Annotated in this window: 18 protein-coding genes and 1 pseudogene; 2 read left to right on the top strand and 17 right to left on the bottom strand. The window is 55.4% G+C overall.

Features of this window, described 5'->3' with window-relative positions; translation table 11 throughout:
- From JI745_RS26600 to JI745_RS26175, 7 genes and pseudogenes are all read right to left on the bottom strand, one after another.
- Nucleotides 1-182, bottom strand: a pseudogene (locus tag JI745_RS26600) (replication initiation protein); the annotation flags it as partial.
- Between the two features lie 96 nt (nt 183-278).
- The gene (locus tag JI745_RS26200) at nt 279-659 is read right to left on the bottom strand and encodes a hypothetical protein (RefSeq protein WP_201813454.1); all 381 of its coding nucleotides are present in this window, start codon (nt 657-659) and stop codon (nt 279-281) included.
- 1,118 nt (nt 660-1,777) lie between these two features.
- Nucleotides 1,778-2,152 (bottom strand): hypothetical protein, encoded by a 375-nt coding sequence (locus JI745_RS26195; protein WP_201813453.1) that lies wholly within the window; start codon nt 2,150-2,152, stop codon nt 1,778-1,780.
- Nucleotides 2,153-2,271: 119 nt separating this feature from the next.
- On the bottom strand, nt 2,272-2,763 hold the full coding sequence (locus JI745_RS26190) for a GNAT family N-acetyltransferase (protein WP_201813452.1): 492 nt from the start codon (nt 2,761-2,763) through the stop codon (nt 2,272-2,274).
- A gap of 99 nt (nt 2,764-2,862) precedes the next feature.
- Nucleotides 2,863-3,312, bottom strand: coding sequence for a DUF3574 domain-containing protein (locus tag JI745_RS26185; RefSeq protein ID WP_201813451.1), 450 nt, complete (start codon nt 3,310-3,312; stop codon nt 2,863-2,865).
- A 54-nt stretch (nt 3,313-3,366) separates the two neighbouring features.
- A complete protein-coding gene (locus JI745_RS26180) occupies nt 3,367-3,780 on the bottom strand; it encodes a hypothetical protein (protein WP_201813450.1) in 414 nt (137 codons plus the stop codon).
- A 498-nt stretch (nt 3,781-4,278) separates the two neighbouring features.
- Entirely contained in the window at nt 4,279-4,563 is a 285-nt protein-coding gene (locus JI745_RS26175) for a hypothetical protein (protein WP_201813449.1), read from the bottom strand.
- 180 nt (nt 4,564-4,743) lie between these two features.
- Between JI745_RS26175 and JI745_RS26170 the strand changes: the two genes are divergently transcribed.
- Together JI745_RS26170 and JI745_RS26165 are read left to right on the top strand one after the other, a co-directional pair.
- The gene (locus tag JI745_RS26170; RefSeq protein WP_201802832.1) at nt 4,744-4,938 is read left to right on the top strand and encodes a type II toxin-antitoxin system VapB family antitoxin; all 195 of its coding nucleotides are present in this window, start codon (nt 4,744-4,746) and stop codon (nt 4,936-4,938) included.
- Entirely contained in the window at nt 4,935-5,336 is a 402-nt protein-coding gene (locus JI745_RS26165) for a PIN domain nuclease (RefSeq protein ID WP_201813448.1), read from the top strand. Before JI745_RS26170 ends, JI745_RS26165 begins: the two co-directional genes overlap by 4 nt.
- A 60-nt stretch (nt 5,337-5,396) precedes the next feature.
- Here JI745_RS26165 and JI745_RS26160 read toward each other — a convergent pair whose 3' ends face one another.
- The 10 genes from JI745_RS26160 to JI745_RS26115 form a co-directional block, all read right to left on the bottom strand.
- Entirely contained in the window at nt 5,397-5,762 is a 366-nt protein-coding gene (locus tag JI745_RS26160; RefSeq protein WP_201813447.1) for a hypothetical protein, read from the bottom strand.
- A 182-nt stretch (nt 5,763-5,944) separates the two neighbouring features.
- Complete coding sequence (locus JI745_RS26155) at nt 5,945-6,406, bottom strand: SRPBCC domain-containing protein (protein ID WP_201813446.1); 462 nt, start codon at nt 6,404-6,406, stop codon at nt 5,945-5,947.
- A 111-nt stretch (nt 6,407-6,517) separates the two neighbouring features.
- The gene (locus tag JI745_RS26150) at nt 6,518-6,919 is read right to left on the bottom strand and encodes a hypothetical protein (protein WP_201813445.1); all 402 of its coding nucleotides are present in this window, start codon (nt 6,917-6,919) and stop codon (nt 6,518-6,520) included.
- A gap of 701 nt (nt 6,920-7,620) precedes the next feature.
- A complete protein-coding gene (locus tag JI745_RS26145; RefSeq protein WP_201813444.1) occupies nt 7,621-8,241 on the bottom strand; it encodes a DUF4253 domain-containing protein in 621 nt (206 codons plus the stop codon).
- 72 nt (nt 8,242-8,313) lie between these two features.
- A complete protein-coding gene (locus JI745_RS26140; protein WP_201813443.1) occupies nt 8,314-8,907 on the bottom strand; it encodes a hypothetical protein in 594 nt (197 codons plus the stop codon).
- Between the two features lie 748 nt (nt 8,908-9,655).
- Nucleotides 9,656-10,081: a hypothetical protein gene (locus tag JI745_RS26135; RefSeq protein WP_201813442.1), complete on the bottom strand. Its 426-nt coding sequence runs from the start codon at nt 10,079-10,081 to the stop codon at nt 9,656-9,658.
- A gap of 627 nt (nt 10,082-10,708) precedes the next feature.
- Nucleotides 10,709-11,026 (bottom strand): hypothetical protein, encoded by a 318-nt coding sequence (locus JI745_RS26130; protein ID WP_201813486.1) that lies wholly within the window; start codon nt 11,024-11,026, stop codon nt 10,709-10,711.
- 123 nt (nt 11,027-11,149) lie between these two features.
- Complete coding sequence (locus JI745_RS26125) at nt 11,150-11,680, bottom strand: hypothetical protein (protein ID WP_201813441.1); 531 nt, start codon at nt 11,678-11,680, stop codon at nt 11,150-11,152.
- 84 nt (nt 11,681-11,764) lie between these two features.
- Nucleotides 11,765-12,187 (bottom strand): DUF4375 domain-containing protein, encoded by a 423-nt coding sequence (locus JI745_RS26120; protein WP_201813440.1) that lies wholly within the window; start codon nt 12,185-12,187, stop codon nt 11,765-11,767.
- A 69-nt stretch (nt 12,188-12,256) separates the two neighbouring features.
- Nucleotides 12,257-13,453 (bottom strand): hypothetical protein, encoded by a 1,197-nt coding sequence (locus tag JI745_RS26115; protein ID WP_201813439.1) that lies wholly within the window; start codon nt 13,451-13,453, stop codon nt 12,257-12,259.
- Between the last annotated feature and the right edge of the window lie 192 nt (nt 13,454-13,645).

The raw sequence follows: 13,645 nt of genomic DNA, 5'->3' as shown, positions 1-13,645 counted from the left end.
GTTCGACCGGCGGTTGTGCCTAGAGAACTGTAGGCGCTGAAGTTCTTTCCACTTTCTGGCAGCTTCACGCTGTTTTCGATGCGCCCGTTGCTGACTGTGCCGTAGCACTGGCTCTCCGCGCCTGCCGCTTGAACCGATAGCCCGCTGAGCGCGGCAAAGAGAAGAGAAGCGTATCGAAGCATCGAACCAAATGCGGTCTAACGTTTGACATGAGAGGCATGACCCGGCTTGCCGGGGCATGTCCTCTCGATGGAAGGGTTAGAGCGCATTCTTGGCGCCTATTTGGAAAGCTGGACGCACCAAGCCTCATGGTGCTTGGCCAAACCTTCGCCGATTGAGTCCTTGACCTTCAGGAAATGGTCGCAGTGGTATTTGATTGCTTCTTTTGCCTCGCGGCTGATTGGCCTGCCGCTTTGGCTGCGATTGCCAATGAGCACTATCTGTGTCCAGGCGGTTGACTCTGCGTGTTGCTCAACAAACTTTGAGTTGCCTTCACGAAGACTCTGAAGGATCAGCGTTCGATCAGCAAGGGAGCGGTCTGCTAACCCGTCAACGTACGAGCTGAAGTAGGCAAAAGCGAACCAAAAGCAAACAGCAGCGCCGAGTGCAAAGGACCCGACCGAAGCGAGGAGGAACCAGAGGATGGTGCGGCGTTGCATAAATGCGCTCTAACGTTTGACATGAGAGGCGTGACCCGGCTCGCCGGGGCACGTCCTGTCGATGGAAGGGTTAGGCGCCGCCTCGCCCTGAACGTAGGAGCTTTTGGCCCGGTATGCCCGAAGGCTAGCTACGAAGCACATGAGAGCCTGCATAAGTCGGGGCCGCCTAGTCGTGAAGCTTATGGCAGCGAGTTGGACTTGCAGAGCGTAATGGCTTGGCCGGCAGTTAGCCCCAGGCCACCATCGTCTCGGTGTGCCCAGGCCCTTACAAAGCACTCAATCGTTTTGGCAGCGTCGGTCGTTCCGCTGCATAGCGTTACCGCCTGTCCAGCGGTTAGGCCGAGGCCCTGCTTTTCTCGGCTTCCCCAAGCCATTTCGTAGCACTTGATCGGTTCGTTCGCAAACGCGGAGGAGCAGCTTACGAGTGCTGCAAGAACTAGGAGCCCATGAAGATTCGCTTTCATTTGATGATCTCTTCGTCCTTGTGCCGAGGGCGGTAATTTTGGCAATCCGACAAGCGATTGGAAATCCGTGCGGCGCCTAACGTTTGACATGAGAGGCCCGCCCCGGCTTGCCGGGGCGGGTCCTCTCGATGGAAGGGTTAGGCGCCTCTCGGAAGGCAGATCTGGAATGGGCCGCTGATACGAGAAGCATTCGTTCGGCGCCTACTGAAACAGACTTAGAACGGCGAAGTACAAGCCAAGTAGCCAGTTTGCCTTCTTTGCTTGTTCTGATCCTCTCGGCGTAGTTGGGAGAAGTTCAGCCTTGTGCCAGCGCCACACATAAAAGCAAAGGATTCCAAAACCGCCGAGTAAGAGCACCGGCCCAGACTTGAGGAGTGCAGCGGCGAGACCGATGAGTACGTAGCCGACAATGCACGCCACAAGTATTCCGCTTGAGGTCGCAACCGGGACTAGGCTGAGTTTGTGGCAGTGTCTGCAAGAGATTGGATACGCAATAGACGAGCGCCACTTAGCGGAAAGGCCTATGCCTTCAAACTTGCAGTGTGGGCATGCGTACATGAGGCGCCTAACGTTTGACATGAGAGGCGGCGCAAGGGCGTAGCCCTTGTGACGTCCTCTCGATGGAAGGGTTAGGCGGCGCCTTCATGTTGAGGGCTACTTGCGTACTGCTTGAAGGGAACTGACCTTGCCGTTCTTGAACGAGATGACAGAGGTGATGGATTGCTTGTAGTCTGTCAGGTACTGCCACTCTTCGATAGCTTGGCCACCCTCTTCGCGGAGCGATCTTTGCTCCGGGTCTCGACCCATTATTTGACGAACTTCAGCGAGGCTTTGACCGAGATTGATCTTGGCAACACGCGGTGCGTTGTAGCGTGCCTCTCCACAAGCTTGAGGGTTCGTGCTCCAGTCGTTGCACTTGTTGACCCTTCCGTTGCTACCCATCTCTCCCGGAGGAGCGATCGAGTCTCGTATTGCCTGACAGCCTGCCAGAAGTTGAAGGACGACAGCGGCCACTAGTAGTCTTTTCATGGCTAGCTTCCAAAAGGTTGGTTCTCGAAAACGCTTGTTGCGCCGCCTAACGTTTGACATGAGAGGCGGCGCCCGGCTTGCCGGGCGACGTCCTCTGGATGGAAGGGTTAGACGCCATGCTATCGGAGCAGTGACATCGCCCAGACGTTGTGTACTTCGTTGCCAATAACGCTGGCTTTGCGACGCAGACCTTCCGTCTCGAAGCCGAGCCTTTCGTAGAGAGCCTTGGCGTTGTGATTGTCTTCTCGTACGTTGAGCTCTATGCGTGTGAGGCCAACAGCCCAGCTCCTTGCAATGGCTGCCTCCATGAGCTTGCGACCGAGGCCTTGGTGGCGGAACTCAGGCAAAAGCCCAATGCCCAGAACGCCGATGTGAGCTCTGGATTCGCCTACGAGAAACGAGACATCGCACCAGCCAACGACCTTCGTGCCTGCAACGGCCACGAAGTATGGGTTGCCGGCCTTCAATAAGCCTCGGTAGAACGCCACGGACTGCTCCCACGCTGGCGCCTTCGTGAATGCAAGGTACTTGCCCTCACGTGCGACAGAATCTATGACCGAGTAAAGGTCGGGCAGATGCGCTTCTTGTGTTGCGACGACAAGCGGACTCATGGCGTCTAACGTTTGACATGAGAGGCGGCGCAAGGGCGTAGCCCTTGTGACGTCCTCTCGATGGAAGGGTTAGACGCCGCTGCGCAACCGCTACCAGACCTACAGTGAAACGCAGACATGCGACTTGACTCTTAGAACTGCTTCCTGCTGAAACTGAAGTTTGTACTCGGACACGAGCGCTCGAATCGCAACTTCATTGGCCTCGCTTGGTGTGTAGACGAGGCTAAGGACAAATGAGGCTTCTTTGACGATTGAACCTTGCGCGGACTGCCACTGACCAGCGGCGGGCCAGACCGATAGGCCGGCCGGGAAGCGCGGTGTGACGGACTTGGCCAGATACGAAGCCCACTCTTCTGGCGACACAACACCTCCCGGTTTGGCTGTGCCGAAGTAGGTGAGTTCGTTCGTGGAGGCCTGTTCTCCAGAAGGGCAGCGAGCCTGGCCGTGGATCGCGCACCCGCTTTGAGTGATGGCTGCAAAAGCAAAGATCGCGAGCAGATAGCGCGGCATTTTGTTCCTGCGGCGTCTAACGTTTGACATGAGCTGCATGACCCGGCTTGCCGGGGCATGTCAGCTCGATGGAAGGGTTAGGCCTTTGCTGGCCTATGAGCCTGTAGGAACTCGAGTGCTTGACTTCTGACGACTGCAGATGCGTTTGGGTGCACGGTGGAGTAGCGCAAAGCTTCTATCAGTTTCTCTTCCATGTTTGCCGCTGGTTTGGAGTTGAGGATGCGATTGACCATCAGATGGTGTAGAAGACCGGCAGCCTTTCCAGAGAGGAAAGCAGTTCACTGATGTGTTTGGATGAGCCTTCTCAAGGAAATGAACGAGTGGCCCCGGGGAGCCGAGATCTGCAATCGGATGGCGTTCCATATAGGAGAAGATCGCGCGCTGAATCTCTTCAACGGATGACTCGACTCCGCTGAACTCTATGAGTTCAGAAAGCGCATCGATGTGCAGCCCATCTGCTGATGGGTTCACCGCGCTGAGTTGCTTTTCGAATGCGACCGGATTCATGTCTTTGCGAGTGTGAACAAAGAGGCCTGACGTTTGACATGAGAGGCGGCGCAAGGGCGCAGCCCTTGTGACGTCCTCTCGATGGAAGGGTTAGGCCTCACGTCTTTGCCAGTACATTTCGGCCCCCAACTTGCGAACTCTAGCGAGCCATGCTTTCTCGGGCCGCAGAACACTATCTGGATCGCAGCGAGAGAAGAACTCATCCATGAATGCGATTGCTGATTCTGCAGCCCATATGGCGCAACCAGAACCAAGGCACTTGTAGGGCCAGAAGGGAACGCCAGGCTGACTTAGTGGATTCGACTCGAACTTTCCTCTCAGGCGCCGCACCAGCTTATGGGGTGGGAAGTCTCCGGCTTCCTCATGCTCAGCCATTGGTTCCCAGGTGGGTTCGTAGTGAACTAGCCAATTCCTCAGGTCGACCACAAGACGAGCGCTTTGGAAAGGTTCCTCTCCCTCGGAGAAAGCTTCCGTTCCCATAAGCGCCAAGCCCACCTGCTACTTCTGAAGAATCTGAAAGGAGGCGGTTCTTGGGATGCCTGCATCCCAAAGCCTTCTGATTCGGTCTTTGACGCTATCGTCTTGAGTGCCTTCGATTTCATCGGAGAAGGTGTACCACTCGTTGATAGTCGCTTCGAGGGCGCATGCGCTATTCAACAGACTGCTCGTCACTAGCGCGTGATGAACGGTAAGACGATCAAAGACATCTGGTGGTGGGTTTCTCTCGATTCCCTTAGCTTGCTCAGCGAGCAGAAGTGCGCCTTTGATATAGCCATTGCCCATCGGCGTTGCTATCGCACGGATATCGGGAGGATCCGTGAGGCCTAACGCTTGACATGAGAGGCGGCGCAAGGGCGTAGCCCTTGTGACGTCCTCTCGATGGAAGGGTTAGACGGCGGTGTGCCTTGCTCTAACCGCGCGGCCAAAGTATAGTGTGTATGCCGAAATGAAAGTATGCACATCATGCGAACCAACATCGTGATCGACGACAAGCTCATGGCTGACACCCTGCGTGCCACTGGCTTGCGGACCAAGCGCGAAGCCGTGGAGCTTGGATTGAAGACTTTGCTTCGGCTTAAGCAGCAAGCTGAGATTAGGAAGCTTCGCGGCAAGATTACCTGGGAAGGCGATCTCGATGCCATGAGGCGTGACAAGTGATTCTTGTGGATTCGAGCGTTTGGATCGACTACTTCAGAGGGCGACCAACGGCGCAGACTGACCTGCTTGAAGGACTTCTTGACTCCCAAGAACTCGCAATTGGTGACCTCATATTCACGGAGGTTCTCCAGGGGTGCAAGTTCGACAAGGAGTTCAACGAAGTTCGGCGTCTTTTGGGCCGCTTGGATCTCGTGGTTCTTGGTGGCGAAGATGTGATCGTGGAGGCAGCGAAGAACTACAGAAAGCTGCGCCATCTCGGTTTGACCGTGCGAGGCACCATTGATGTGGTGCTCGCCACTAGGTGCATCGTCAGTGGTCATCAACTGCTTCACAGCGATCGTGACTTCGATGCCTTTGAGCAGCACCTTGGGCTGCGCTGCGTGGGTTCCGCCGTCTAACGTTTGACATGAGAGGCGCTTGGAGGCCGTAGGCCGGAAAGCGTCCTCTCGATGGAAGGGTTAGGCGTCGCCGACGATCGCTTCGAGCTCTGCATGAGCTTCCGCTGAGCCGAGTGCTGCAGCGCAGTAGTACCAGTCAACGGCTTCTGCTACGTCAGCGTCAAGCACAGCAGTGCCGAACATAAAGCGCCGAGCAACCATGAGCACGGCGTGTGGATTACCGGACGCCTTGGCGTACAGCTGAAGATGACGTTCGATCCGCCAGTACTTCTCCTCAGGATCGACAGAGCCAAGAAGGAGCTCAGACGCGGAGTAGAGGTTCCAGTGCGCCGTTTCGTCATCGTCCTTCACTATGCGAATGACGTCTTCGATGATCGCATCAGCATCTTCACGCTGCAGCCCGGCATCTTCTCCGAACCTTGCCAAGCACACCGCGGCACCGAGGCTGCCGGCTTCATGGCCATTCGAGCAACTTCAATGGCCTCCTTCTTGTGGCCGTTGGCAAGAAGCTCGACTGAAAGATCCCACCAAGTTTCCACTGTGACGCCTAACGTTTGACATGAGAGGCGGCACCCGGCTTGCCGGGTGACGTCCTCTCGATGGAAGGGTTAGGCCGCACGTTCGGACTCGCTCAACTGCTTGAGCGCCATCAGCGCCTTTGGCCAGGCCTCATTCATGTACTCGACCCATTCGCCAGGTATGTCCAAGTCAACTACAAGCTTCGTGCCTTCCGGAACACTGATGAATGTGTAGTTCTCGTATGCGGGCGCCCAGGCAAGAACGGACTCGCTTGTCGTGTCTTCCACTCCATTGGAAATCATGCCTAGGTGGCGAATGGAGATGAACTCGTTGTTACGGCGCTCAGCAATTTCTGAGAGCATCCCATCTCCCGAAGGAGGAGAGAGAAACTTGATCTTGGTTCCCTGTTCCCACGAGCCTTCAAAGTACGTTCCCTCAGCAAAAGGAGCCGCCCATCGCTTGTAGCTTTCCGGGCCGATCATGAGTCGCCAAACCGTAGGGACTGGCGCGTTGATCGTGACGACAAACTGGACCTGTTTCTCGGATGACACGCTGTACTCCTGATTTCGCGGATGGTGACTTTCGTGCGGCCTAACGTTTGACATGAGAGGCGCTTGGAGGCCGTAGGCCGGAAAGCGTCCTCTCGATGGAAGGGTTAGGCCTCACTGGAGCGTCTCGGAATAGATCGACAGGTGCGAAGCGCCGGAAGCAACTGCCAACTCAACAAGTTCTCTAAGCGCCTCTACAGGCGAAGAACCGAAATCAATCGTTAGAAGGGTGCCCCCATCTGAGCCATCGCTTCTGACGATTGAGTGAATGACGCCTTGAAGGCCATGCTCATCTTGAGCGAACGAATCATCCGCATCAAGCCAACGCATGGCCCATTCCTCAACCGGCTCCGCTGGCAAGGTGATGTTTATCTGGAGTGCAACATCGTTCCAGGTAAAAGGCTGAACAGCGATAGTAGTGCCATCGTCGAATTCGATACCAAATGGCTCGAAGCTTAAGTGCGTGGATGGATTGACGTCTTGGAGCTTCGCCGAACCATCAGCGTTAGTTGCCATGTCTGCGCGATAGAGCCGATACGGCAAGGACTCTGGTCGCTGGATCTCCAATAGGACCTCTGACGCGGAGGGCTGATGCTCAGACATGAAGCTGGCGAGAGACTCAAGCAGAGCCTCAACGTACCGTCCCCTGACTGCAGCGGCGAGAGTAAGTAACTCGTGCATGTGAGGTCTAACGTTTGACATGAGAGGCTCGGCCCGGCTTGCCGGGGCGAGTCCTCTCGATGGAAGGGTTAGGCCGCTCTCGCAAAACCATGGACCTGACTACCACTTGATGCTGAACCCGGGGAAGGCTCGTTTGACTGCCCAGAACGCCAGGGCGAGAAGAGGAATTGTTATTGCGTAGACATTGATGATTTGCTTCCAATTCAATGGCACTCGCGTTTCTTCAAAGGACTGCGTTGTGTGTGAGGCGTCTCGGTCCAAAAGCGGCCTATGGTCATGAAAGCGCTCTTCATTGAGTGGGTAGACCCGCCAAGAACTCAGGGGCAGCAACGGGATACCGAGCACCACAATCCATTTGGTGGTGACGTATGTGCCGCCAATGTCATGCTCCCTTGCGCCGTAGTACTTTGTACCAGTTCCGTTTAGCGTAAATGGCATTGCAATGCTTCTCCTTAGAGCGGCCTAACGTTTGACATGAGAGGCGGCGCCCGGCTTGCCGGGCAACGTCCTCTCGATGGAATGGTTAGGCGTCGCGCTCAATCCCACCACAGAAGCACCGCCTTCTCTTGCGCAAGCAACTTCTCTAGCTTCCTAACGTCACCGGTACCTTGGTCAACGATGTCTGGGCAAAACTTGTACACGCGGTTGGCGAACGCACGAAGGTTCTTTGGCAGTGTCTTGAGTCTCAGTTGGACAACATCGGTTTCAGCTTGCCATATGTCGATTCCGAACTCATCGTTCCACTTCACAAGCTCCTTGATGACATCTTCGGTACTTAGCCCATGGTTCACCCCATCTGTAGCTGCGACGCGAAGGATGTCGAACTGGTCTTTCCCTGCTGCCACGACAAGCTCGACCCCGTTCGGCTTTGGCGTTGCATGGCTGCTGGTTACGCCGACGAAGGCCACTAGCCCTACTGGAAGCTTGGTTCTGACTAGATTGAGTAGGCGCTCCGCTTGCTTCTCAGCAACTAGAACGGATCGCCCGTCCGAATACACCTCTCGCCCAAAGTCTTGGGTAGAGAACTCGCGAACGGGCTGACCTGTCGCGTCCTGCAGTATCTGACTTCCCTGAGCGAGCAATGAAGACGGCTGAGCCCCTACGCGGTAGCCAGGCAGCAGACCAATCGAGAGCAGGAGGGTGCGGCGATGAATCATTTCTGGGACGCCTAACGTTTGACATGAGAGGCGGCGCGCGGCTTGCCGGGCGACGTCCTCTCGATGGAAGGGTTAGGCATCGCTAGGACTGCGACTTCGCAAACGGGCAGTTTGGGTTGGATCTTCAAGCAATTCCTTCCTCGACACAGCTTCATTGCGCAAAACTTCAATGGGAACACTGCGGACAAACTCAGACCAGTAAGGCCATGAAGCCAGTGATTCGCCGAGTGCCTGATAGACGTGCAGGAGAGTAACCCGCTGCCTGACCTGGGGTGGTTGATCGGCATTGCCGACGTAGATGAACAGATTTCTGTAGCGGGGAAGTGATCCGTCAAGCCAGCAGTTCAGCCCTACCTCCATCATCCGCCGCGCTTCAGCGTAGCGCCCATCTAGATACAAGAGCGGTCCATAGAGATGCAGCGCTCGCCATGCTTCTTCTGGCGAGAAATCTTCATTGACAGTGTCAAGACGTCGATTGCCCAGACTTCTCTCCATAAGTAGCAGCTGCCGCCAGGCCAACTTGCTGGACTTAAGTGCGACGAGAGCATCAAACTCAAAAGGGAAGGTGAAGGCAGTTCCTGTTGTGCCCAGTTCGTTCAGAAATCGCCTTCTGACTCTTCGGCATTCGACTATCACGGCAGTCGGATCGCCCATCAGATTGACCAATCTCTTCTCAAGAAGCCTACGAAGCTTGTTGGCCTCTTTCTTAGTCAGTCTGGCTGGGACAGGGTGACTTTGCATCAGCGATGCCTAACGTTTGACATGAGAGGCGGCGCAAGGGCGTAGCCCTTGTGACGTCCTCTCGATGGAAGGGTTAGGCGTCTGGTTGCTCGAGGCAAAAACTCTACTAACTGCAGCGGCAAGGAGAAGAGCCGTTGCGAACCCGGATTGAAAGATCATTACTCCCACGCATGACTCGCATCCCTTTCTGTCAGTTCCGGAAAAGGAAATGAATACATCCAGTGAGAGCCCAACGAATGCGGCGGTAACCAGTAGGCAAGCGATGCGGATCCATTGGTGTGTAGAAACTGACAGAGCAATTGCCGGCCCGACTATGACCACGAGCAGGATTGCATAAGCCGGTGCCATCGATACCCAGGTTTGCCGCCCGGTAAGGCAGGGCATGAGATGGCACTTGATCTCAGCTCTGTGCCGATATAGGTAGTCTCGATAGGAAGACTGGGTGCCGACGCCTTGTTCAGGGCTACGGACAAGGTCAACTTCCACGGGCGGTTGATAGGCAGCGCGCTCCCATTTGTAGGACGCATGCGTTTCTGCCATCGAAAGTAGGAGCCACCCGGTAAGGCACAGAACCAAACACAACGGAGCCAGGATGAGTCGCTTCATGGACGCCTAACGTTTGACATGAGAGGCGGTACCCGGCTTGCCGGGTGACGTCCTCTCGATGGAAGGGTTAGGCGCTTGCGTGCACATGCTTGCGCCCAACCATGTGAGAAACACCAGCGCAGACTAAAACGAAAACTGCGTACTCAGCAGCTGCTCGTGCGGCAGAGATACCGACTGACGATGACTGAAGCGCTAAGAGCGCAATGACTGTAGCGACACCCAGTAGGAAGCCGAGAAGTGCAGACCCTTGCTTGGCTAAGAGTGTGAACAGGAAGCTGAGCAGAACCGCTGCCAGTGCTGCACCGACAACCGAGAAAAGCAGAAAAGTTGCTTCCTTTCCGCTCTGTGAATGGATGCTGAACGCTTGCAATGCTGGAACCAAGAGCAATGCCAAGTAGCCCTGAATCAGCGCGTACGCTGCGGGGGCGACGAGCGAGGCGACAACCAGCCACAGCCAGGCTCGCTTGGTCACTCCTTTGTTGCCTGTGCTCATGTGCTCTCCACTCTTAAGCGCCTAACGTTTGACATGAGAGGCCCGCCCCGGCTTGCCGGGGCGGGTCCTCTCGATGGAAGGGTTAGGCGGCACTTGTGGCACAGGCATTCGTACTTGTCGACTTATGGAATCCAGGTTCTGGCATGCCCAAGGCAATCAAGTATTTCTTTGAACTTGGTTGAGCTTCGCGAGGTTGATTCCAACAGTTCGAACGCCTCTTTTTCGATCCTGCTTCCGCGCGTGAGAAAGGCTGCATCAGAACCGCTCTCTGCTTTGCTTCCATAGCACAGCCGACCCAGAAATCGATCGAAGAACAAGGGAATGTCTATTCCATTGACTCCAGCCAGGACTACATAGAAGGTTCCACCTCTTGGTCCGCCGTCTCGATACCGTCCAAATTCGACGATGCGGCCGGGGCGTTTCGGTTGAATTGGCCAATCGGCCAACTCGCGGAAGCATGGAACTGATTCATCGAAAGGGGGTGGGCTCGGGTTGGCCATTTTCGTGCCGCCTAACGTTTTACATGAGAGGCGGCGCAAGGGCGTAGCCCTTGTGACGTCCTCTCGATGGAAGGGTTAGGCGGCGCTTTATGCATGGCACCACCAAACGAAGCGAAAGTCGAGTTTTCTAGCTGCGACCGCTGCTAGAGGTGTGCTTTGCATCAACTACTTCCTTCCACTCTAGGAGCAACTCGGCCACCTCTCTTGCCTGCAGGGGATTGGCATTGAAGCCCATTCGTTCGGTTGCGATTGATTCCAAGTAGGTCGAAATTTCTTCGGCTGATGCCGCTTCTTTAAGAAGGCGAAAGACTTGCGGAAGATAGCCGTGATATTCGTCCCTGGCCATCGGCGCATTGGCAACTCCGATTGGGTCCCATACGTTGTGCAAGACTTCATCAGTTCTTTGGTACAGCTCCAGGTCGGCTGGACTCAGCTTCTCGCCCATCGACATCTCCGCGAAGTGACTGCGACGCCTAACGTTTGACATGAGAGGCCAGGCCCGGCTTGCCGGGACTGGTCCTCTCGATGGAAGGGTTAGGCGGCAACCCGCGCTTCTGGGGGTGCAAGGTTATATTTCCCAGGCTGTTATCTCTTGGCATGGGCCGAGGATTTTCTCAACAGATGCCTTGAAGCTTTCATCCCAATCCTCGGATTCGATATCTGAAACCCAGAGGTAGAAGCGAGAGAACGTGAACGGATCTTCAGATTTCAGCTCGGCAGACTTTGAATGTGTATTGCAGCTTGGGCATGTGACTGTTCGTAGTGGAAGAGCTACTTCAGAGTCCTCGTCTTCCCACTCTTCATAGGCTTCCGAGAGCAGATCGCTCCCGCATTTTGGGCAAGCTAAGTCGTTGATGCTGTTTGGCACTGGTTCGAATGATGGTGAGCCTCCGAGACCCATTTCAGCGAAAGTAAAGTCGTGAAGCGATTCAGGCGGAGGGCGGCCTTCCTTTTCGCAGTCTTTGATTCGCTGATATATGAACTGGTCTTCGGTGGTGATGAATAGTCCAACGTTCCAGAACGCATCAGCAATTTCGCGCTCTTTACCCAGCAAGTGCGCATCGTCTTTGGGTACGAAGTATTTCGACATCTCGGCCATGCGTGGGTGCTCCTTGTTGCGGCCTAACGTTTGACATGAGAGGCTCGACCCGGCCTGCCGGGGCGAGTCCTCTCGATGGAAGGGTTAGGCGTCATTCTGTGCACGCCTCAGGTAGGCCGCAAGCAGTGAAATTCTGTCCTCGCGCTCCTCAAAGAACTCAGTTTCGAGGGCGCTGAATCTGGAGGACATTGAGATTTCGTCTAGCTTGGCTATTCGATCTCCTTCCTCGTCCGGCAGTGGAAGTTCGCCGACATCCATATTTGCCGCCGAAAGAATCGCAGCTGTTTCGTGAGCGCCGATTGCATCGAGCGCCTCAACGGTTTGCTCGGCGAGAGCACCGTGGCTGTTGAAGTAGTACTGATGGAACCCGCCGTTGTTGACTTCTGCTTCGAGTAGCCAAACGCCAACTCCCAAGGCCTCGAGCGGAAGCAGAAAGCTTGCGCCGCGCTCAATGTATTTGTCGAGCCAAGGATCTATGACTTGAAGGACGTAGTCGAGATCGTCCATGACGCCTAACGTTTGACATGAGAGGCGCTTGGAGGCCGTAGGCCGGAAAGCGTCCTCTCGATGGAAGGGTTAGGCATTGCCTTGCGGACCATCGCTTGCTGCGGCTTGCTTGAACGACATGTGCATGTCGACGAGGTGATCAGGGAACAGAACGCCAGCGCGGCCTGTCTGCTGATTCCACCCGAGTTCTCGCTTTTCAGCCATGAAATCGATCTTCTTCTTGATCTCAGGCTCCAAGCAGGTGCTTAGGTACCCAATAAACGACTTGACGGTCTGAACTTCTTGCTCGAGGCGATGCAGCCCAACCGCGCCAGTTTCCACCCCGACTGATCGCTCCCACATGCTTCGATACTCCTTGAAGACTGGCACCTTGCCATGGAAGTAGACCTCATTGAATCGCAGCTTCTCAAGCACGACGTTCCCATGCAAGAGATCATTTCTTTCGTTCACCAAGCTGTGATACGCCTTGCATTCGGCACTTGCGTAGTCAACGGGCCTTGCAAAGCCAACGCAAGTCATGTGTAGGCTCTTTACTCGAACATCGATGGGCTGACGGAGAGCGTTTTCCTTTAAGCGTTCATCGCTCTTGTACTCAGCCCTCATGAGGATGAAGAGCAGAAAGTTGACATAGGCCTCTGCCATCACTGGAAGCATGGAGCGAACACCAAAGCAGAGGCCGAGGCCTTTGCTGTAGCGGCTCAGAATCTCTGACCAGTCCCCGATGGGCGGATCGTCTGCGCTTGTAGGGTCAGGAAGTTTCTCGGTTTCTGGCTTTAGATCTAATCCGCGGATGTCTGCCAGCATCTTCTCTACCGAACGGCTCAAGCGCTGATACGGATTCGCAAACTCAGTCCATTTCTCAAGTGATGCGCGAACCTTTGCAATTTGAGGCCCATAGTTCTTGAAGTCAGCCTTTATTGCGCTCGCGAGCTCTAACTTTGCGGCCTCAGAAAGATCTGGTACGCCGCTCAGCCAGAGTTCCGTTCTGAAGTTCATTCCCAGGATGTGCAGATCTCCTTCCGGATGATCAAGAACCCAATCCCAGTGAATGAGGTTGTCAGAGTCATCCGCACGAAAGAAATTTTGAGGCCCATTCGGGCGACCGAATCGGGCGCCTAAGTAGCAATAGAGGTCCGCAGGGCTGACTTCGTTCTTCCAGGCCCACACAGTTGCTCTCTTTGCCTTCTTGCCTTCGATAAGTCTTTCAAAGACCACCTTCGGATGCGGGCATGGCAAGGAATCGATGAAGTTCGATGGAAGTGACATGCGATGCCTAACGTTTGACATGAGAGGCGGCGCAAGGGCGCAGCCCTTGTGACGTCCTCTCGATGGAAGGGTTAGGCGGCGCTTCGGCCGGTGTAGAACGGCGCCGCCGGAGGAGAAACTTTAGCCGGCGTTTGAGTTTGGGCCGCTTCGGCTCGCGGCGTGAGTCGGATGGTCCCGGGCGTGCGGGTCGGC

Source organism: Piscinibacter sp. HJYY11, assembly GCF_016735515.1.
Classification (GTDB): domain Bacteria; phylum Pseudomonadota; class Gammaproteobacteria; order Burkholderiales; family Burkholderiaceae_C; genus Rhizobacter.
The sequence above is the reverse complement of the archived record's forward strand: the minus strand, read 5'-3'. Positions and strand labels throughout refer to the sequence as shown.

Bases quoted from the DNA above. Each gene is read 5' to 3' on its own strand.
- JI745_RS26120 (WP_201813440.1), bottom strand. From the start codon at position 12,187: ATGGACGATCTCGACTACGTCCTTCAAGTCATAGATCCTTGGCTCGAC.
- JI745_RS26130 (WP_201813486.1), bottom strand. From the start codon at position 11,026: ATGGGCGAGAAGCTGAGTCCAGCCGACCTGGAGCTGTACCAAAGAACT.
- JI745_RS26150 (WP_201813445.1), bottom strand. From the start codon at position 6,919: ATGGCAACTAACGCTGATGGTTCGGCGAAGCTCCAAGACGTCAATCCA.
- JI745_RS26185 (WP_201813451.1), bottom strand. From the start codon at position 3,312: ATGCAGCTCATGTCAAACGTTAGACGCCGCAGGAACAAAATGCCGCGC.
- JI745_RS26125 (WP_201813441.1), bottom strand. From the start codon at position 11,680: ATGGCCGAGATGTCGAAATACTTCGTACCCAAAGACGATGCGCACTTG.
- JI745_RS26190 (WP_201813452.1), bottom strand. From the start codon at position 2,763: ATGAGTCCGCTTGTCGTCGCAACACAAGAAGCGCATCTGCCCGACCTT.
- JI745_RS26115 (WP_201813439.1), bottom strand. From the start codon at position 13,453: ATGTCACTTCCATCGAACTTCATCGATTCCTTGCCATGCCCGCATCCG.
- JI745_RS26135 (WP_201813442.1), bottom strand. From the start codon at position 10,081: ATGAGCACAGGCAACAAAGGAGTGACCAAGCGAGCCTGGCTGTGGCTG.
- JI745_RS26170 (WP_201802832.1), top strand. From the start codon at position 4,744: ATGCGAACCAACATCGTGATCGACGACAAGCTCATGGCTGACACCCTG.
- JI745_RS26175 (WP_201813449.1), bottom strand. From the start codon at position 4,563: ATGGGCAATGGCTATATCAAAGGCGCACTTCTGCTCGCTGAGCAAGCT.
- JI745_RS26200 (WP_201813454.1), bottom strand. From the start codon at position 659: ATGCAACGCCGCACCATCCTCTGGTTCCTCCTCGCTTCGGTCGGGTCC.
- JI745_RS26195 (WP_201813453.1), bottom strand. From the start codon at position 2,152: ATGAAAAGACTACTAGTGGCCGCTGTCGTCCTTCAACTTCTGGCAGGC.
- JI745_RS26180 (WP_201813450.1), bottom strand. From the start codon at position 3,780: ATGAATCCGGTCGCATTCGAAAAGCAACTCAGCGCGGTGAACCCATCA.
- JI745_RS26145 (WP_201813444.1), bottom strand. From the start codon at position 8,241: ATGATTCATCGCCGCACCCTCCTGCTCTCGATTGGTCTGCTGCCTGGC.